Origin of the sequence: Nocardia sp. NPDC059236 (genome assembly GCF_042754085.1) — a bacterium.
Lineage (GTDB): Bacteria > Actinomycetota > Actinomycetes > Mycobacteriales > Mycobacteriaceae > Nocardia.
Genome location: NZ_JBHZAF010000002.1, coordinates 748041 through 766714, shown reverse-complemented (window position 1 = coordinate 766714; position 18674 = coordinate 748041). Strand labels below are relative to the sequence as shown.

Below are 18674 nucleotides of genomic sequence, written 5' to 3'. Positions count from 1 at the left end.
GACAGCGCGAGGACGGTGATGACCGGGAGCGTATAGGCAGGTTTCGGTTTGCGATACGGCACAAGCATCTCCCATTCAGGTAAATCCGTCCAACCGCGCCCGGAGCACAGGCTTGCTACTTGGCGCATCAACGATCACACTAGTCCCTACTGTCACATTCCCTGAACGTATGGTTGAGGCTTAGCTTCGGGGTAACTCGAATGTAGCTTCGGCTCTCGACAGAACGGGTATGACATGCCGAACGGGTACCTAGCCAAGCGCCGTAGCCGGCGCGGTCTGCTCACCCTCTCCCTCGCCGTCGCGGCCACCGCCGGCGGCACCGCAGTACTGGTCTGGGCCTGGCCCGACAATGCCTTCCTCTTCACCGCCGGCGCCGGTCACGGGCGCGGCCTGAGCCAGAACGGCGCCTTCGACAAGGCCGTCGCGGGTTGGAACGCCGACCGCATCCTGGCCACCTACTACTCCGGAGCCGATCTCGCCGACGTCGGCCGGACCACGGTCCGCGTCCGCCTCATGGAGCAGGACGACAAGACCCTCGATCTCGCCTCCGACTCCGTCTTCTACGTCGCCGGCCGCCGTGTCATCCCCGGCCAGGCCGCGCATCTGACGCCCACCGCCACCGGCGCCGACGTCACCATCACCCAGGGCTGCGACGGAAACACCCTCTGGGAGGGCAGCACCGACGACCCGTGGGCCTACCCCGTCACCGACGGCACCGACCGCCCCGCCGGCGAACAACTCGAGATCTGCGGCGGCAACGCCTACCGTGGCGTCCTCGGCGTCGCCCTGGAGAACGGCTCCCCCCGCACCGTCAACGAGGTCGACCTCGACGACTACCTCAAGGGCGTCGTCCCCGCCGAAATGGTCCCCGGCTGGGCCGACCAGGGCGGCGCCGAGGCCCTGCGCGCCCAGGCCATCGCCGCCCGCTCCTACGCCCTCGCCGAAGACCGCTACTCCTACGCCCAGACCTGCGACACCACCGACTGCCAGATGTACCTCGGCACCGACAAGGAAGATTCCCGCACCACCAGCGCCGTCGAGGCCACCTCCGGCCGAGTCCTGGTGCGCGACAACCACATCCTGCGCGCCGAATACTCCGCCGCCCCCGACGGCGGCCTCCCCACCCCCGCCTCCGCCATGGAGGTCGGCCCCGCCCTCACCGACTTCCCCGCCGCCGCAACCCCCGCCGACCCCAACCTCCCCTTCCTCGACCCGCAGTCCACCCAAACCCAGCCCACCCCAACGGAATCCGACCCGGCAGCCCCCGCAACCCCGGACGCCACCACCACGAACCCCATCACGCCGGGCGCTGCGGCCCCGGACGCAATGGTCCCGACCTACACCGACCCGACCAACACCGTCCCCGGCACCCGAACTCCCGTCACCCCGGGCAATGTCCCCCCGGCGATTCCGCTGCGCCCCACCCCCGACGACCGCTCACGGATCACCATCCCCCTGCCGTCCCCCGGCAGCGCCGACCCCAACTCCACGCCTTCGAACCCCCGTACCGCCCCGGCACCAGCGAGCTCGGGCCCGGTCAACCTGGTGATCCGGACCGCGACTCCGGCCCCCCGGACCGCCTCCACACCCAACCCGCCGACCTCCCCGGCCCCTGTCCCGGCCGACGCTCCGGCGCAACCGATCCCTCCTGCCTTGGCGCACTAGCGGTTTCGGCCAGTAGTTCAGTCCAGGGTGAGGTCGCCGAGGGATTCGGCGAACTTGCGGAGTAGAGGGATCAGGGCCTTGCGGTCGGCCGGGGAGAGGTCGGCCAGGAGGCGTTGTTCGTTTTCCATGTGCAAGGGGAGGATTCGGTCGATCAGGGCTCGGCCGGAGTCGGTCAGGTGGACTTGGATGGCTCGGCGGTCCTTGGGGTCGGGGACGCGTTGTACCCAGCCTTTGGCGGTGAGGCGGTCGATGCGGTTGGTGATGGCGCCGGAGGTGATCATGGCGGCCTTGTTGAGGGCGCCTGCGCTGAGGCCGGATTCGTTGCCCGAGCGGCGGAGGGTGGCGAGGACGTCGAATTCCCAGCGTTCCAGGCCGTGGGTGCGGAAGAAGTCGGAGAGCTCGCGGTCGACGATGCGGCCCAGGCGGGCGAGGCGGCCGAAGATCTCCATGGGGGAGGTGTCGACGTCGGGGCGCTGCTGACGCCAGGCGGCGGTGATCTGGTCGACGGCGTCGGGCACCGGCGGTCTCCTCTCGGGGCGGAATAAATCTCAACATTGAGATACTTGACGGTGAGGTATCTGGATGGTGTTATCTCAACGTTGAGATTATCAATGAGGAGCTATCGATGACCACCACACGCGCCGGAGCCGCCGGACTCGCCGGGACGCTCGCCCTCACCGGGCTCGCGCCACTGGTCTGGGGGTCGACCTACGCCGTCACCACGACGTTCCTGCCGCCCGAGCGGCCCATGTTCACCGCGCTCATGCGGGTGCTGCCCGCGGGGCTGCTGTTGCTCGCCATCACGCGGAAACTGCCGCACGGGCAATGGATTCCACGCGCGCTGGTGCTGGGCGGGCTGAACATCGGAGTCTTCACCGCGCTGTTGTTCGTGGCCGCCTATCGGCTGCCGGGCGGGGTGGCGGCGGTACTCGCAGCGGCCGCGCCGCTGTTCGCGGTCGGGTTCGCCGCCCTCGGCCTCAATGAGCGGCTCACCGTGCGCAAGGTGGCGGCGGCGCTGATCGGGCTGGCCGGCGTGGCACTCGTAGTACTCAGGGCCACCGCCACTCTCGACACGCTCGGCATCATCGCCGGGCTGGTGGCCGCCATCGCCATGGCGGGGGGCACGGTGCTGACCAAGCGCTGGGGACGGCCCGAGGGCATCGGCCCGCTGGCCATGACGGGCTGGCAGCTCACCGCCGGCGGACTCCTGCTGCTGCCGGTCGCCGCCATCGCCGAGGGCGCGCCGCCCGCGCTGGACGGCCGGGCCATCGGCGGCTACCTCTACCTCGGCCTGATCGGCACCGCCGCTGCATACGCGCTGTGGTTCCGCGGCATCGCCAAGGCCAATGCCACCTCGGTGGCCTTCCTCGGTCTGCTCAGCCCGCTGTCGGCGGCCGTCATCGGCTGGGCCGCGCTCGGTCAGGCGCTGGCCCCGCTGCAGATCCTGGGCATGGCCATCGCGCTGGGCGGCACCCTGCTCGGCCAGACCGGATCCGCGCCCCGCACAACGGAACCCGCGCCGCAGACCGATGACGACACTCCCAAGAACCGCGTCGCGGCTTGATTCGAACCCTCGATAAGGAGCGAAAGACCATGCAGATCACAGTGTTCGGAGCGAGTGGAGACGCCGGGAGCCGGGTCGTGGCCGAGGCGCTGAGCCGGGGTCACCGGGTGCGGGCGGTCGCTCGCACCGCCGAGCGGCTGCGGGAGCTGCCCGCGCAGGTCGAGGTGTGGACCGGCAATGCCGCCGATCCCGCCGATGTCGAGAAGGCGGCGGCCGGCAGCGATGTCGTGGTCAGCGCGACCCGCCCGGCCCCGGGTCGCGAACACGAACTGGTCGAGGTCGCCGCCGCGCTGTTGGAAGGCTTGGCGGACAGCGGGATTCGGCTGCTGGTGATCGGCGGCGCGGGCAGCCTCACCGTCGCGGGGACCGGCAAGACCCTCACCGAGCAGCCGGGCTTCCCGGCCGAGCTGGTGCCCATTGCCGAGGGCGGCAGCCGCCAGCTCGAGGTGTTCCGGACGACCCCGCACGCGGTGAACTGGGCCTATGTCAGCCCGGCGGCACTGTTCGAACCCGGCGAGCGCACCGGCGCCTACCGCCTCGGCCGGGACGACCTGCTCACCGACGACCAGGGCAATTCGGCGATCTCCATGGAGGACATGGCCATCGCCCTGCTCGACGAGATCGAGCAGCCCGCGCACCACCGGACCCGGTTCACGGTCGGCTACTGAAGATTCACCGTCGGCTACTGAAAAGCCGCACGGCACAACCGAATACCTGTCGAACGCGCCGCGGGGCGTGACCGGAGTACCCGGTCACGCCCCGCGGCGTAGAACTGTCTCGGAGATCAGGCGACGTGGAAGCCCGCGCCCGCCCCGCCGTGGCGGTCGATATCCGCCAGCACGGTGCTGATATTGGTGGCCAGCTCCGGCTCGTGGATCAGGTTGCCGCCGCCGGTGCACAGCGGCAGCTCGATGCTGACCGGCCCGGCGTCGAAGTCGGTGCCCGCCACCACCATGCCGATCAGCTGGTCGCCGCGCAGCACCGGCGCGCCGGAGTCACCGTGGTTGGCGCACACCTGGCTGCGGAAGTAGGTGGACTTGGTCTCCCAGACCGGGCCGCAGGTGAAGCCGGTGGTGCGGCCGTTCTTGCAGACGTTCTCGCCGATCTGCGGCGGCGCGCCGACCGAATTGATGACCGACTGCGCGACCTGACGGGTCGGGTTCACCCGGTCCGGGTTGAACACGATGATGCCCCAGTCCATCTCCTCGCCCTTCTCGGCGACGACGCCGATGCCCCCGGAGCGGGTGTACTCGGCCGCGACGCGTGCGCCGACCTCGCCGCAGTGGCCGGCGGTCAGGCCCACGAGCTGGTTCTTGTTGTCGTAGCCGATGGCGGTGATGGTGCAGTCGTTGACCGAGCTGGAGTCGGTGAGGTCCTCGACGTAGACGCCGGAACCACCGCCGAGCACCACCGGTGCGGCCGCGTCCGCGGGCCCGGCGAACAGGAGCGTGGAGCTCACGGCGGTGGCGGCCACGGCCGCCCAGGACAGAACTCGGGCGCGGCCCGCAGACAACATTGGGTTTTCCTCATCCCCCGAATATCGAAATTCGTGCGCGCGCGGAAATCGGGAGTCCGGTTGCGCGCGCGTGGAGCATGTCACGCCCGTCTACCCGGCGCAAGTCACGTCCGGGCCGACCGATTCGACGGCCTATTCGGAACGCTTTGCGCGGCAGCGCGTTCCGGCGCGAAACCGACTTGGCCGTGTCGGTGGCCCGTGATAGAACTCCGGCAGTGGTGATCGCACCACGGGAGTGCAACCGGAGCGGCCATTTTCGCCGCTGCCGAATGGGGAGAATTTCCAATGGCTTTTTCGGGCAAACTCGCCCTGACCATGTTCGTTTCCGCCGCCGCGGTGCTGGTTTCGACGGTGGGGGCCGGCACCGCGAGCGCCGAGCGCGGACCGGACGGCTCGCTGTACGGCTCGCTCGCGATGAGCACCGACGGCGGCACCTTCTACGGCGCGGCCTGGAACTACCCGAGCTGGGGCCGCTCCGACGCCGACGCGCTGGGCCAGTGCGGGCACCGCGGCTGCAAGATCATGGTGCAGTTCCGGGACGGCTGCGGCGCCATCGCCGAGAGCGACGACCACACCTACTACTACGGCGGTTCGGGCAGCAACCGCGCCGACGCCGAGCAGGACGCCATGACCCGGCTGACCAACTGGCTGCCGTCGCCGCCCGCCATGTTCGGCAGCTCGGCCCCGGCGAAGCAGGGCGTGCACATCCGCTACTCCCAGTGCACCGACGGCGCCTAGGCTTGACCTTGACGCAACGTCAACTTGCATCCTGAATTCGTCGAGGAGAACGAGGGGAAACGAAAGGCCCGAACGTGGCAGCCGAATGGTCCATCCAGGAATTGGCCAAAATGGCCCGAACCACCAGCCGCACCCTGCGGCATTACGGTGACCTCGGGCTGCTGCCGCCCAGCCGGATCGGATCCAACGGCTATCGCTATTACGACCAGGAATCCCTCGTACGGTTGCAGCGCATCCTTTTGCTCCGGGAACTCGGCCTGGGCCTGCCGGCCATCGCCGAAGTCCTCGCCGGGCAAAAGGACACCGCTGCCGCCCTGCGCACCCATCTGGAATTGCTGAAACACGAGCAGGACCGGATCGCGCGGCAAATCACCTCGGTGCAAACCACATTGCGCAAAACGGAAGCAGGTGAGCAACTGATGGCGAACGAGGTATTCGACGGATTCGACCATGCTCGGTACCGGGACGAGGTCATCGAACGCTGGGGCAAGGACGCCTGGGAGAGTGGCGACCGCTGGTGGAACTCCATGAGCGAGGCCGAGAAGAAGGCCCACCTCCAGACCCACGTGGATATCGCCGCCGACTACGGCCGCGCCCACGCGGACGGAGTCCCGGTCGACAGCGACGAGGTACAGGCGATCGTGCAACGCCACTACGACTGGCTCGGTACGACTCCGACGGGCGGACCCGTCAATGCCCAGTACTTCAACGGTCTCGGTGACATGTACGTGGCCGACCCACGATTCGCGAAGAACTACGACAAGCACGGCGAGGGAACCGCCGAGTACGTCCGCGACGCGATGCGCGTGTACGCCGCACGACTGTGATCGGGCGACGCCGAGCCGGAAAACCAACAGCCGCCCGGTCCTTCGGCCGGGCGGCTGTTCCGTGTCGATGCCGGGTCAGGCCGCGCACACGGACTGCATGACACCGCGCAGGATCGGCGCACCGTAGGTGGCGGGCGCGAAGGCGATGGTCTGGGCGATGCCCAGCGGAGTCGTGATGGTCGAGGCCACGCCGGTGAATCCGGCGATCGTATTGCCGACGGTGAGCAGCAGGCTGGTGGTGTCGAGCGCGAAGGTGATGAGCGCGAAGACGTTCTCCACCTTCACATCCGCCAAGGGCACGGTGTTGAGGGCGCGGCCCTCGTAGATGTCGAAGCCCAGGTTGGCCAGGAAGGTGAGTGGGCCGTAGTCCAGCGCGTCCACGATCGGCCCGAGCTGCTCGGTGCGGCGCAGCATCATCACGTCGGCGACCCGGTTGCTCTGCAGGAAGCCTTGCAGCGCATCGGCATTGGCGTTCACGGCGGCCGGGTCGACGGGCAGCCCGGCGGCGGTGGTGAGGAAGTTGCGGGTGCGCTCGACCAGTTCGGAGGTCTTCAGCTCGGCCAGCGGGGTGCAGCTGCCGTCGGCCTTGATCAGCTGGTTGGCCAGGTCGATGAGCGGCTGCGGCACATCCACGTGCTCATCGGGCAGGTCGAGTTGCAGCTTCTGGTAGACGCCGTTGGCTCCGCAGCCCACCGACAGCTGCGACTGCACCGCGCGTGCCAGCGACTTCACGCCGTTGAACATGGCGCCCACGATGGGCTCGAGCACGAAGCCCACGGTCGGCACCAGGCTGGAGGCGAACTGCGCCGGAATCTTCACGATCCGGGTGGCCAGGATGAAGACCTCGACCACGTCGCGAACCTTCAGCTGCGAGAGCGCGATGGTCTGGTGCACCTGCCCGGTCTTGATGGCGTCGAGGTTGTTGACGATGTAGGTGACGATCGGGTCGTCGAGGAACTGGGTGCGATCGTTCACCTCGTCCGGGCTCAGCGGCAGGAAGCCGTGGCGGTGCACGTGGATCGCGGCGACGTTCTGCCGGAAGTCGTCGACGGACCGGTCGTAGGCGGTCTGCTGCTCGGCCGGGACCACCGTGCGGATGGCGGTGGCCGCTGCGGTGATGACGTCGTCGAAGGTGGCTGCGCCGGGCTCGCCGCAGACATCGCCGGCGTCGGCGATCTCGGCGGCGGCGAGGGTGGTGTCGCCGTCGCCGTCGTCGGCGCGGGCGGGGGCGGCGGCGGGGATCAGGGCGGCGGTGCCCAGCAGGGCGGTGATGGTCAGCGCGCCCACGAGCGGGGCGAGGCGTGCGAGGCGCATGTACGTGGTCTTCCGGGTCGAGCGAACGGCACGCGCGCGAAGCACACGGCACGGAACTGGTCAGACGTTCAATTTCGAGTCGATATGTAATACAGCTCCCGTGACGCCGCTGTCTGCGATTACGTGAACTCTGCGCAAAAACCTTGCGACCTTTCGCGCTCGCCGGGATGGCGCACGCCACTGAACCGAGCCCGCTGCACAACAGCCCACAGAGGGGCAAAGGCCCACAGAGGGGCAAAGGCCCACAGAGGGGCAAAAGCCCAAAGAGGGGCAAAAGCCCAAAGAGGGGCAAAACTGATGGTTCGCGGCCCGGCTCGGTCTGGACTGACGGAGCGGGGAGCGAAGCGGAGGAGCGGAGGAGGGAAGACCGAGCTTGCAGGGCCGCGAACCGCCCGGAGCGAAGCGGAGGGCAATTGGACACAGTAGTCTGGGCACCCGTGACCGTCGCATCCCCGTTCGATCTCATCGTCGTCGGCTCCGGCTTCTTCGGGCTGACCATCGCAGAACGCACCGCCAACCTGCTCGGCAAGCGAGTTCTGGTGGTGGAACGCCGCTATCACCTGGGTGGCAATGCGTACTCAGAGGCGGACCCGGAAACCGGCATCGAAATCCACAAGTACGGCGCCCACCTGTTCCACACCTCGAACAAGCGCGTGTGGGATTACGTCAACCAGTTCACCGAGTTCACCGGCTATCAGCATCGCGTCTTCGCCATGCACAAGGGCCAGGCGTACCAGTTCCCGATGGGACTGGGCCTGCTGTCGCAGTTCTTCGGCCGCTACTTCACCCCGGACGAGGCCCGCGCGCTGATCTCGGAGCAGTCCGCCGAGATCGAGACCCAGGGCGCCACCAATGTCGAGGAGAAGGCCGTCTCGCTGATCGGCCGCCCGCTCTACGAGGCGTTCATCCGCGACTACACCGCCAAGCAGTGGCAGACCGACCCGAAGGAGCTGCCCGCCGGGATCATCACCCGCCTGCCGGTCCGCTACACCTTCGACAACCGCTACTTCAACGACACCTACGAGGGCCTGCCGAAGAACGGCTACACCGCGTGGCTGTCGAAGATGGCCGAGAACGACCTCATCGAGGTCCGAGTGGACACCGACTGGTTCGAGGTGCGTGACGAGATCCGCGCCCAGAACCCGGACGCCCCGGTCGTCTACACCGGCCCGCTGGACCGCTACTTCGACTACGCCGAGGGCGAGCTCGGCTGGCGCACCATCGATTTCGAGTCCGAGGTGCTGGAAACCGGTGATTTCCAGGGCACCTCGGTCATGAACTACAACGATGCGGACGTCCCGTTCACCCGCATCATCGAGCCGCGCCACTTCCACCCCGAGCGCGACTACCCGACCGACAAGACGGTCATCATGCGCGAGTTCTCGCGCTTCGCCCAGACCGGCGACGAACCGTACTACCCGATCAACACCCCCGACGACCGCGCCAAGCTGCTGGCCTACCGGGAGCGCGCCAAGACCGAGACCACCGAGGCCAAGGTGCTGTTCGGTGGCCGCCTGGGCACCTACCAGTACCTGGACATGCACATGGCCATCGGCGCCGCGCTCAGCATGTTCGACAATGTGCTGCGCCCGCACCTGGAATCCGGTGCGCCGCTGGTGGACGTCGCCGAATGACCGCCCAACTCACGCGGGAAGACATGACCACCGAGACTCGCGCCGTATCCCTGCTCCAGCGCATCATCCTGCCCCGGCCGGGTGAACCCCTGGACGTGCGCAAGCTGTACCTCGAGGAATCCGAGACCAATTCCCGTCGCGCGCATGCCATTACGCGCACCGCGCTGGCCATCGGCGCGGAGTCGGAGGTTTCCTTCTGCACCTACTTCAACGCGGTCCCGGCCAGCTACTGGCGGCGCTGGAGCGTGCTGAAGTCGGTGGTGCTGAAGCTGGAGCTGTCCGGCCACGGTCGCGTGGACGTGTACCGCTCCAAGGCTGACGGTTCGCGAATCCACGTGCAGGGCAACGAGTTCAGCACGCCCGGTGAGGGCGCGGCGGCCGCCGCCTTCGTGGAGTTCGAGGTGGATCTGGGCCCGTTCGAGGACGGCGGCTGGATCTGGTTCGACATCACCACCGACAGCCATGTCGAAATGCGCAGCGGCGGTTGGTACGCGCCGATCGAGGCGCCGGGTGAGGGCAGCATCGCCGTCGGCATGCCGACCTTCAACCGCCCCACCGACGCGGTGAAAACCCTGACCGCCCTCGGCTCCGACCCGCTGGTGCTGGAGAAGATCAAGGCCGTCATCATTCCCGACCAGGGCACCCGCAAGGTGGTCGACGAGCCCGGCTTCACCGAGGCCGCGGCCCGCCTGGCCGGCCGGCTGGCCATCCACGACCAGCCCAACCTGGGCGGTTCCGGCGGATACAGCCGGGTCATGTACGAGGCGCTCGAGACCACCGACGCCGAATACATCGTCTACATGGACGACGACATCGAGATCGAGCCGGACTGCATCCTGCGCGCGCTGGCCTTCTCGCGATTCGCCAAGTCGCCCATCCTGACCGGTGGCCAGATGCTCAACCTGCAGGAGCGTTCGCACCTGCACGTCATGGGCGAGGTGGTGGACCGCTCCATCTTCATGTGGACCGCGGCCCCGAACGTGGAGTACGACCACGACTTCGCCAAGAACCCGCTGCGCGACCGCGACAACTCCAAGCTGCTGCACCGGCGCATCGACGTCGACTTCAACGGCTGGTGGACCTGCGTCATCCCGCGCCAGGTGGCCGAGGAGATCGGGCAGCCGCTGCCGCTGTTCCTCAAGTGGGACGACGCCGAATACGGTTTGCGCGCACGCGAACACGGCTACCCGACCGTCACCCTGCCGGGTGCGGCGGTGTGGCACATGGCCTGGTCCGACAAGGACGACGCCATCGACTGGCAGGCCTACTTCCACCTGCGCAACCGCCTGGTGGTGGCGTCGCTGCACCTGCCCAACGACGGCCGGCCGATGGTGGTCAACACCATCAAGGCCACGCTGAAACACCTGCTGTGCCTGGAGTATTCGACGGTCGCCATCCAGAACGAGGCGATCCGCGACTACCTGGCCGGACCGGACAAGCTGTTCGAGCTGCTGCCGACCGCGCTGGGCAAGGTGCATGCCATGCGCAAGGAGTACCCGGACGCGGTGATCGTGCCGTCCTCCACCGAACTGCCGCTGGCCTCGCACGCCGAGGTGGGCGCGGTCGGCGAGCCGGGCAATCCGATCGCCAAGGTGGCCCGGCTCGGCAAGGGTGTGCTGCACAACTTCCGCAAGGCCAACCCGAAGCACCATGAGACCCCGCAGCTGAATGTGCCCACGCTGGACGCGCGCTGGTTCCTGCTCTCGCAGGTGGACGGTGTCACCGTTACCACTGCCGACGGCCGCGGCGTCGTCTACCGTAAGCGGGATCCGCGAAAGGCCATGGAGCTGTTCAAGGAAGCGATGCGCCTGCGCAAGGAGCTGGCCGAGCGCTTCCCGGAGGTGCGCGAGCAGTACCGTCGCGCGCACGCGCAGCTCACGAGCAAGGCCGCGTGGGAGAACGTCTTCGGTATCGATACTGAATCAGGAAACGAACCCAAATGACCGCTGCTCATACTGCTTCCGGCCCGGACCGCGGCCTGCACGTGGTCCCGGACGCGCCGGCGGCCCCGGTCGCGTCGCCGGCCGAGGTCAAGATCATCAACCTGGTGCAGGGCACCATCGGGCAGCACCCGGCGGTCGTCAAGGCCGCGCGCGGTATGTCGCATTTCGGTGAGCACTCGCTGGGCTGGCTGGGCATCGCCGCGGCCGGAGCGCTGCTCGACAAGCCGCGCCGCCGCCAGTGGGCGGGCGTGGCCGTCGGTGCGTTCGGCGCGCACGCGGCCTCGGTGGTCATCAAGCGCATCGTCCGCCGCCCCCGCCCGCACGATCCGTCCGTGCAGGTCAACGTGTCGACGCCGTCGAAGCTCAGCTTCCCGTCCTCGCACGCCACCTCCACCACGGCGGCGGCTGTGTTGCTGGGCAGGCTCACCGGGCTACCCTTGCCTGCGGTGCTCGTCCCGCCGATGCTGCTCTCCCGGGTCGTCCTCGGCGTGCATTACCCCTCCGACGTGCTCGCGGGTTCCGCGCTGGGCGCAGCATCAGCCGCAGCCGTGCTCGCCGCCGAAAAGAGACTCGCCAAGTGACAGCCCAGGAAAGAGCCACCGTTGACATGAGCGAAGAGCCGACCACCACCGACCTGGCCGAGGCGGTCATCAAGGGACCGCCGAAGACGTTGGGCGGCGGCTTGATCAAGGCCATGCGCCCCCGGCAGTGGATCAAGAACGTGCTGGTGCTCGCCGCGCCGCTGGCCGCCGGGAAGACCGCCGGCGGCACGCTCGTGATCACCGACCTGTCGGTGCTCGGGCACGTCGCCATCGCCTTCGTGGTGTTCTGCATGGCCGCCTCGGGCATCTACCTGGTCAACGACGCGCTCGACGTGGAGGCCGACCGGGCGCACCCGACCAAGCGTTTCCGGCCCATCGCGGCCGGCGTGGTGCCGGTGAACCTGGCCTACGGGCTGTCGGCGGTGCTGCTGCTCGGCTCGATCCTGTTGTCCTTCACCGCGAACTGGCATCTGGCCGTGGTGATGGCGGTGTACATCGGCATCCAGCTGGCCTACTGCTTCGGTCTCAAGCACCAGGCGGTACTGGACATCTGCATCGTGTCCTCGGGCTTCCTGCTGCGCGCGGTCGCCGGTGGCGTCTCCTCGGATATCCGTCTCTCCCAGTGGTTCCTGCTGATCATGGCGTTCGGCTCGCTGTTCATGGCGGCCGGAAAGCGCTACGCCGAGCTGAAGATCGCGCTCGACACCGGCGCCAAGATCCGGAAGTCGCTGGAGTACTACACGCCGACCTACCTGCGTTTCGTCTGGACGCTGTCGGCCACCGCGGTTGTCGTGTTCTACGGTCTGTGGGCGTTCGAGCAGGATCGCGCCAAGGACACCATCTGGTTCGCCATCTCCATGATTCCGTTCGTCATCGCCATCATGCGGTACGCGGTGGACGTCGACGGCGGCGAAGCGGGTGAGCCGGAAGAGATCGCCCTGGGGGACCGTGTCCTCCAGTTCCTCGCAGTCGCCTTGATCGGAGCCCTGGGTGTCGCTGTCTATCTCACCTGACGTGGTAGAGGGAGAAGAGCGAGAGACGGGCGCACCGACGGCACAATTGCCGGTCGGTCGCGCCCGTCGGCGTGCGGATGCCTCCGCACGCTTCTCGCGACTATCCCGCGTCACGTTCATCGGTGGGATCGTGCTGACCACGACACTGTTCGCGGCCGGCGCGTGGCAGCGGCGCTGGATCGCCGACGACGGCCTGATCGTCCTGCGCACGGTGCGAAACCTGATGGCGGGCAACGGTCCGGTCTTCAATGCGGGCGAACGCGTCGAGACCAATACCAGCGCGGCCTGGACCTACGTCGTCTGGTTCTTCAGCTGGCTGACGCACATGCGGCTGGAGTACGTGGTGCTCGGCATCACGCTCACGCTCTCGGTGCTGGCCATGGTGTTCGCCATGCTGGGCGCGGCCCGGCTGTGGGGCGGCACCCGGTCCGCGCTGCTGGTGCCCGCGGGCGCGCTGGTCTACATCGCGCTGCCCCCGGCCCGCGACTACGCCACCTCCGGACTGGAGAACTGCCTGGTCATCTTCTGGCTGGCGGTGCTGTGGTGGGGGCTGATTCGCTGGAGTCAGGCCGAACGGGTGCGTCCCGCAGGCTTTTTCGGCCTGGTGTTCTTCGCCGGGCTGGCGCCGCTGGTGCGGCCGGAGATGACGGTGGTCGGCGCCCCGGCGCTGCTGATCCTGTTCTGCGCGCCGGTGCCGCAAACCCGGCTGCGGCCCTGGGTTTTCCGCTCCCTGGTGGTGGCGGTGGCCGGCCTGGTGCCGCTGGGATACCAGATCTGGCGGATGGGCTACTACGGCCTGCCCTATCCGAACACCGCCGTGGCCAAGGACGCCGGTGGCGCGAAGTGGCACCAGGGCGTCATCTACATGTGGGACCTGGTGGGTCCGTACTGGTTGTGGCTGCCGCTGCTGGTGCTGGCGATCGCCGCGATCGTGCTGGTCCGGCAGCGCCGGGCCGAGCAGCCGGCCGCCGCAGACGCGACCGCCGGCGCCGGAGACAAGAACTGGCGCGCCCGGATTCACCGTTTCAGCGTGTGGCTGCGCACCCCCGCCGCGATCGTGACGCTCATGGTCGGCAGCGGTGTGCTGCTCACCGTCTACGAGATTCGCGTCGGCGGCGACTTCATGCACGGCCGCATGCTGCTGCCGCAGCTGTTCCTGCTGCTCCTGCCGGTGTCGGTGCTGCCACTGCGGCCCGCGCGGGGCTTCGGCCGGGGTGAGTCCGGAATGCGCGGCCTGGACTGGGCTTTCGTACTCGTGGCGGCCGCCTTCGTGGGCACGGCGGGCTGGGCGCTGTTCGCGGCGAACACCACCGCCATCACCACCGGGACCAAGATCCGCGCCAACGGCATTGTCGACGAGCGCATCTACTACGTGCTCAATACCGGGCACGACCACCCGATCCGCGCCGAGGACTACCTGGATTATCCGCGCATGCGCGCCATGGTCCGGGACATCGCCAACTCGCCGGACGGTGCGCTGCTGATCAACTCGCCTTCGTTCATGAACTGGTATCTGGTGCCCGCGCCAGTGCCGGAGGGCAATGGCGAGCACGTGGTCTTCTTCCTGAATCTGGGCATGACCAGCATGAACGTCCCACTGGACGTGCGTGTCATCGACCAGATGGGTCTGGCGTATCCGCTTGCCTCGCATACCGATCGGCTCACCGACGGCCGCATCGGACATGACAAGAACCTCTACCCCGACTGGGTGGTCGAGGACACCGGCATGGTGGACCGGCACCCGTGGATGCCGTGGTTCCTGGACGAGAAGTGGAGCGACCAGGCCCGAACGGCGCTGTCCTGCCCGGATACTCAGGCGATGCTGGCCTCCTCGCGGGCGCCGCTGACCTTCGACCGCTGGCGGCACAACCTGATGCAGGCGTTCGACTTCGCCAAGTACCGCATCGACCGGGTGCCGAAGTACGAGATCCAGCGCTGCCATCTGGAGGATCCGACCCAGCCGGCGCCGCCCGCGCCGCCCAGGTGATCGGCGCGCTGCAGGTGTGAAAAGACCCCGCATCCTGTCCGGATGCGGGGTCTTCGCTTGTCCGTGCGGGGGTTTGACCGAAACGTCACGTTCAGGGGTGCGAGTTGTGGTTAGCTATCTCGATTTGGTAACACCCCGGCGTGGGTTTCGCGATAGGCTCCGCGAGTACTCCCGGCGCCGACCAGAAACCCGCTGTGCGGCAACGGTTGTCGCAATACGAACCCGGGCGGGTGGACAGTGAGGCCCGGGGCGCACGGACGGAAGGCCGAATATGCGGGGCGTGACGGTTCAGGGTGGGGCGCGGAGCTGGTTGCGGAAGTCGGTGCTGGCCTTGGCATTGGCGACCATGGTGCCGATGGGGCTGGCGGTCCTGGGCGCGCCCGCCGCGCAGGCCGCGTTCGGTCCGGACGGAATGGATTTCTACGTCGACTCCAGCATGGGCCCGATCAAGTCGCGCGTATTCCGTGCGGCAGACGGCAATACCAACCGAGTGGTCTACGCGCTGGACGGTGAACGCGCGCGCGAGGACGACAACGGCTGGGAGATCAATACCGATGTCGCCCACGCGCTGACGGCCGCCAATATCAATGTCGTCATGCCGGTCGGCGGCCAATCCAGCTGGTACGCCGACTGGAACTCGCCGAGCACCTTCCTCGGCGTGCCGGCGGGCACCGCCTCCGTGCAGTCCGGATCCGGTGCCACCCAGGTACTTTCCGGCGGTCCCGGCAAGTCCTACACCTACAGGTGGGAAACCTTCCTCACCACCGATCTGCCCAACGCGCTGCGGGATCGCCTGGGCTTCAGCACGACTCGCAACGGCATCTTCGGCCTGTCCATGAGTGGCGGTTCCGCGCTGATGATGGCGGCCTTCCACCCGAACCAATTCGCCTACGCCGGTTCGCTGTCCGGTGCGCTGGACCTGTCGCTGCCCGAAATGCGCACCGCCGTCCGGCTGGCCATGGTGGACGCCGGCGGCTACAACATCGATGCGCTGGCCGGGCCGAAGGACCTCAAGTGGCAGCACCTGGATCCGTTCCAGTTCGCGCCCAAGCTGAAGGCCGACGGCACCAAGATGTTCATCTCGGCGGGCAGCGGCCTGCCCGCGTCCACCGACGCCATCAATGCCTCGACCATCGAGGCCATGGGTATCGAGGCGGTGGCGCTGGTCGGTACCAAGGCCTTCCAGGCCCGCTGGGCAGCGCTGGGTGGCGGCAATGTCGTCTACGACTTCCCGGCCGTCGGCGTGCACAACTGGCGCAATTGGGAAGCCGAGCTGAATCGGATGCTCCCGGACCTGTCCGCGAACATCGGGTGAACCGGGCCGGCCGGCGGTGAGTTCTCTGAGAGTTTCGAGAATCGCAGCGCGCCTTCGGTATTCGCGTTGTGTTATCGGGGATGCTGAAGTCGCGCAGAGTGGTTCGCGCAATTTGGAGTGATAGTTGATGTGCATGAGTCTGTGGGGGCGGAATTCGACTCTCGAGTCGCAAGCTGGCGCTGATGTGCGCCACATTCCTCGCCGACAGTGGCGCTCGTCACTTTTGTCACGATCCGATAACGTCTCGTTGGCCCAGACACGATAGGGTCGCCGAGACCTCAAACGTGGTTACGAGCACACGGTGAGACCGAACGACCGGAAAGGCCGGACAAATAAATGCGAGGCGATAGACGTCACAGATCCCGCGGTTGGCTCAAGAATTCCGTGGTCGGATTGGCGCTGGCGATTGCACTGCCGTTCGGGGTGTCGGCGGTCGGCGTCGGCACAGCGAACGCGGCACTGGACCCCGACGGGTTCGACTTCTACGTCGACTCGGCATCCATGGGCCCGGTCAAGTCGCGCGTCTTCCGCGCGGCCGACGGCAATACCTCCCGCGTCGTCTATGCCCTCGACGGCATGCGCGCCCAGCAGGACCTGAGCGGCTGGGAGATCAACACCGACATCGCGCACGCGCTGACCGCGGCGAACATCAATGTGGTGATGCCGATCGGCGGCCAGTCCAGCTTCTACGCCGACTGGAACGCGCCCAGCAGCGTGCTCGGCGTGGGTGACGGCGCCGGCTCGTCCTCCGGCTCCTCCAAGCTGGCCTCCGGCTCGGCATCGGGCTCGTCCTCGGGCTCGGGCGCCTTCCAGATCCTGGGTGGCGGCCCCGGCAAGAGCTACCGCTACACCTGGGAGACCTTCCTGTCCCAGGACCTGCCCAACGCGCTGCAGAGCCGGCTCGGCTTCAGCCGCACCCGCAACGGCGTCTTCGGTCTCTCCATGGGTGGTTCCGGCGCGCTGACCCTGGCCGCCTACCACCCGGATCAGTTCAGCTTCGCGGGCTCGTACTCCGGCTACCTGAACATCTCCGCGCCCGGCATGCGTGAGGCCATTCGCGTCGCCATGATCGACGCCGGCGGCTACAACGTGGATTCCATGGCTCCGCCGTGGGGGCCGCAGTGGCTGCACATGGACCCGTTCGTCTTCGCGCCGCGCCTGAAGGACAACAACACCCGGCTGTGGATCTCGGCCGCGAGCGCGCTGCCCGGTCCGGGTGACGTCTCGGGTGTGATGTCGGTGCTCCAGGGCATGCCGCTGGAGGCCCTCGCGCTGGTGAACACCCGGGCGTTCCAGGCGCGGATGGCGTCCCTGGGCGCCGGCAACGTCACCTACGACTTCCCGGCGACCGGTGTCCACAACTGGAACAACTGGAACGCCGAGGTCTACCGGATGCTGCCGGATCTCTCGGCCAATATCGGCTGACACCGCCGGCTCTCCACGCTGCAGAAAGCCCCCGCCTTCTCGGGCGGGGGCTTTTCGCATGTCTTGACATCCTCTCATTGAGACTATAGTTTCGTGCCAGAGAAACGGTATCAATGAGATTATGGAGCGATCGTGAACAGTCTGGCCGTCCATCCCGAACTCGCGGACGTCCTCGCCGCGATGCCCGAGCGCCCGAACTTCTTCGATGACCTCGCGGCCACCCGCCGCAACTTCGAGGCGACGATGGATCGGTTGCCGCTGGACAGCTCGCGGGTCGAGATCGAGAACCTCGAAATCGACGGGCCCGACGGCAATCTCGTGCCGATCAGCGTGTACCGGCCGAAGGGTCTGGCGGACGTGCTGCCCGCGGTGCTGCACATCCACGGCGGCAGCTTCGCCTTCGGCCGATCCCGGCCCGGCGAGGATCGGACCGCCATCGCCATCGCGGAACAGGTTGGCGCGGTGGCCGTTTCGGTGGACTACCGGCTCGCTCCGGAGCATCGGTACCCGGCGGGCATGGAGGACTGCTACGCGGCGCTGGAGTGGATTGCCGAGAACGCCGATGACCTTCGCGTGGATCCGGAGCGGATCGCGGTCACCGGGAAGTCGGCGGGCGGCGGTCTGACCGCGGCGCTGGCGCTGCTGTCCCGGGATCGCGGCGGGCCGGCCATCGCCCACCAGTCGATGTACATCCCGACTGTCGACCACCGGCACGACACCGAGTCGGCCCGGGCGATCACCGACCGCCGGTTCCTCAACAACACCGATATGACCCAGACCTACGCGCACTACCTGCCGCAGCCGGTCGCCGACGCGGTCCCGGTCTACGCCAGCCCGGCGCAAGCGACCGATCTGTCCGGTCTTCCGTCCACCTTCGTCCTGGTCTGCGACCTGGATCCGCTCCGCGACGAGGCGCTGGGATATGCCCGCCGGCTCATGGATTCCGGCACTTCGGTTACGGTGTGCAATGTGCCGGGCGCCTGGCACATGTTCGAACTTTCGGCCCCCGATTCCGCGCTCGCCAGGGATGCGCAGCGGAAATGGCTGGGAGACCTGCGCGTGGCTCTGGATCGCTGAGGGCGCGGTACCGAATCGTTGAGGATCGATTCGCGACTCGCCGCAGCGACCGCACCGGACACGCCCAGTTGGGCATCCGATACTCAGGTTGTACCGAAGATCTGTTCTGCGTGA

At 67.8% G+C, this 18674-nt stretch carries 16 protein-coding genes; 13 read left to right on the top strand and 3 right to left on the bottom strand.

Going from position 1 to position 18674, the window contains the following annotated elements; genetic code table 11:
* Positions 1-234 precede the first annotated feature (234 nt).
* Positions 235-1665, top strand: a complete 1431-nt coding sequence (locus ACFXIV_RS08610; RefSeq protein WP_379393073.1) for a SpoIID/LytB domain-containing protein — start codon at positions 235-237, stop codon at positions 1663-1665.
* Between the two features lie 17 nt (positions 1666-1682).
* Here the strand turns inward: ACFXIV_RS08610 and ACFXIV_RS08605 are convergent, their stop codons facing one another.
* Positions 1683-2183, bottom strand: a complete 501-nt coding sequence (locus tag ACFXIV_RS08605) for a MarR family winged helix-turn-helix transcriptional regulator (RefSeq protein ID WP_379393075.1) — start codon at positions 2181-2183, stop codon at positions 1683-1685.
* 107 nt (positions 2184-2290) lie between these two features.
* Here ACFXIV_RS08605 and ACFXIV_RS08600 point away from each other — a divergent pair, with 107 nt between their 5' ends.
* Both ACFXIV_RS08600 and ACFXIV_RS08595 read left to right on the top strand, forming a co-directional pair.
* Complete coding sequence (locus tag ACFXIV_RS08600) at positions 2291-3229, top strand: EamA family transporter (protein WP_379384734.1); 939 nt, start codon at positions 2291-2293, stop codon at positions 3227-3229.
* 29 nt (positions 3230-3258) lie between these two features.
* A complete protein-coding gene (locus ACFXIV_RS08595; RefSeq protein WP_379393077.1) occupies positions 3259-3897 on the top strand; it encodes an NAD(P)-dependent oxidoreductase in 639 nt (212 codons plus the stop codon).
* 116 nt (positions 3898-4013) lie between these two features.
* Here ACFXIV_RS08595 and ACFXIV_RS08590 read toward each other — a convergent pair whose 3' ends face one another.
* Positions 4014-4745 carry a S1 family peptidase gene (locus ACFXIV_RS08590; protein ID WP_379393079.1) on the bottom strand — a complete coding sequence of 244 codons (732 nt, stop codon included), beginning with the start codon at positions 4743-4745 and terminating at the stop codon, positions 4014-4016.
* Between the two features lie 285 nt (positions 4746-5030).
* Here ACFXIV_RS08590 and ACFXIV_RS08585 point away from each other — a divergent pair, with 285 nt between their 5' ends.
* Both ACFXIV_RS08585 and ACFXIV_RS08580 read left to right on the top strand, forming a co-directional pair.
* The gene (locus tag ACFXIV_RS08585; protein ID WP_379393081.1) at positions 5031-5483 is read left to right on the top strand and encodes a DUF4189 domain-containing protein; all 453 of its coding nucleotides are present in this window, start codon (positions 5031-5033) and stop codon (positions 5481-5483) included.
* A 74-nt stretch (positions 5484-5557) separates the two neighbouring features.
* Positions 5558-6310, top strand: coding sequence for a MerR family transcriptional regulator (locus ACFXIV_RS08580; protein ID WP_379393083.1), 753 nt, complete (start codon positions 5558-5560; stop codon positions 6308-6310).
* 75 nt (positions 6311-6385) lie between these two features.
* On the opposite strand, the gene ACFXIV_RS08575 is transcribed toward ACFXIV_RS08580, so the two are convergent.
* Positions 6386-7624 (bottom strand): hypothetical protein, encoded by a 1239-nt coding sequence (locus ACFXIV_RS08575; protein ID WP_379393085.1) that lies wholly within the window; start codon positions 7622-7624, stop codon positions 6386-6388.
* A 437-nt stretch (positions 7625-8061) separates the two neighbouring features.
* Here ACFXIV_RS08575 and glf point away from each other — a divergent pair, with 437 nt between their 5' ends.
* From glf to ACFXIV_RS08535, 8 genes are all read left to right on the top strand, one after another.
* Positions 8062-9258 (top strand): UDP-galactopyranose mutase, encoded by a 1197-nt coding sequence (gene glf, locus ACFXIV_RS08570; protein ID WP_379393087.1) that lies wholly within the window; start codon positions 8062-8064, stop codon positions 9256-9258.
* Positions 9255-11201: a glycosyltransferase gene (locus tag ACFXIV_RS08565; RefSeq protein ID WP_379393089.1), complete on the top strand. Its 1947-nt coding sequence runs from the start codon at positions 9255-9257 to the stop codon at positions 11199-11201. The genes glf and ACFXIV_RS08565 overlap by 4 nt, the downstream gene beginning before the upstream one ends.
* Positions 11198-11782, top strand: a complete 585-nt coding sequence (locus tag ACFXIV_RS08560) for a phosphatase PAP2 family protein (RefSeq protein WP_379393091.1) — start codon at positions 11198-11200, stop codon at positions 11780-11782. Before ACFXIV_RS08565 ends, ACFXIV_RS08560 begins: the two co-directional genes overlap by 4 nt.
* A gap of 26 nt (positions 11783-11808) precedes the next feature.
* Positions 11809-12756, top strand: a complete 948-nt coding sequence (locus ACFXIV_RS08555) for a decaprenyl-phosphate phosphoribosyltransferase (RefSeq protein WP_379387520.1) — start codon at positions 11809-11811, stop codon at positions 12754-12756.
* Between the two features lies 1 nt (position 12757).
* A complete protein-coding gene (gene zomB / locus ACFXIV_RS08550; RefSeq protein WP_379393092.1) occupies positions 12758-14743 on the top strand; it encodes a flagellar motor control protein ZomB in 1986 nt (661 codons plus the stop codon).
* Positions 14744-15014: 271 nt separating this feature from the next.
* The gene (locus ACFXIV_RS08545; RefSeq protein WP_379393094.1) at positions 15015-16058 is read left to right on the top strand and encodes an alpha/beta hydrolase; all 1044 of its coding nucleotides are present in this window, start codon (positions 15015-15017) and stop codon (positions 16056-16058) included.
* Between the two features lie 336 nt (positions 16059-16394).
* Positions 16395-17483 carry an alpha/beta hydrolase gene (locus tag ACFXIV_RS08540; RefSeq protein ID WP_379393096.1) on the top strand — a complete coding sequence of 363 codons (1089 nt, stop codon included), beginning with the start codon at positions 16395-16397 and terminating at the stop codon, positions 17481-17483.
* 132 nt (positions 17484-17615) lie between these two features.
* Positions 17616-18560, top strand: coding sequence for an alpha/beta hydrolase (locus ACFXIV_RS08535; protein WP_379393098.1), 945 nt, complete (start codon positions 17616-17618; stop codon positions 18558-18560).
* The last annotated feature ends 114 nt before the right edge of the window (positions 18561-18674 follow it).

Bases quoted from the DNA above. Each gene is read 5' to 3' on its own strand.
- ACFXIV_RS08610 (WP_379393073.1), top strand. From the start codon at position 235: ATGCCGAACGGGTACCTAGCCAAGCGCCGTAGCCGGCGCGGTCTGCTC.
- ACFXIV_RS08600 (WP_379384734.1), top strand. From the start codon at position 2,291: ATGACCACCACACGCGCCGGAGCCGCCGGACTCGCCGGGACGCTCGCC.
- ACFXIV_RS08595 (WP_379393077.1), top strand. From the start codon at position 3,259: ATGCAGATCACAGTGTTCGGAGCGAGTGGAGACGCCGGGAGCCGGGTC.
- ACFXIV_RS08590 (WP_379393079.1), bottom strand. From the start codon at position 4,745: ATGTTGTCTGCGGGCCGCGCCCGAGTTCTGTCCTGGGCGGCCGTGGCC.
- ACFXIV_RS08585 (WP_379393081.1), top strand. From the start codon at position 5,031: ATGGCTTTTTCGGGCAAACTCGCCCTGACCATGTTCGTTTCCGCCGCC.
- ACFXIV_RS08575 (WP_379393085.1), bottom strand. From the start codon at position 7,624: ATGCGCCTCGCACGCCTCGCCCCGCTCGTGGGCGCGCTGACCATCACC.
- ACFXIV_RS08565 (WP_379393089.1), top strand. From the start codon at position 9,255: ATGACCGCCCAACTCACGCGGGAAGACATGACCACCGAGACTCGCGCC.
- ACFXIV_RS08560 (WP_379393091.1), top strand. From the start codon at position 11,198: ATGACCGCTGCTCATACTGCTTCCGGCCCGGACCGCGGCCTGCACGTG.
- ACFXIV_RS08555 (WP_379387520.1), top strand. From the start codon at position 11,809: ATGAGCGAAGAGCCGACCACCACCGACCTGGCCGAGGCGGTCATCAAG.
- ACFXIV_RS08545 (WP_379393094.1), top strand. From the start codon at position 15,015: ATGCGGGGCGTGACGGTTCAGGGTGGGGCGCGGAGCTGGTTGCGGAAG.
- ACFXIV_RS08540 (WP_379393096.1), top strand. From the start codon at position 16,395: ATGCGAGGCGATAGACGTCACAGATCCCGCGGTTGGCTCAAGAATTCC.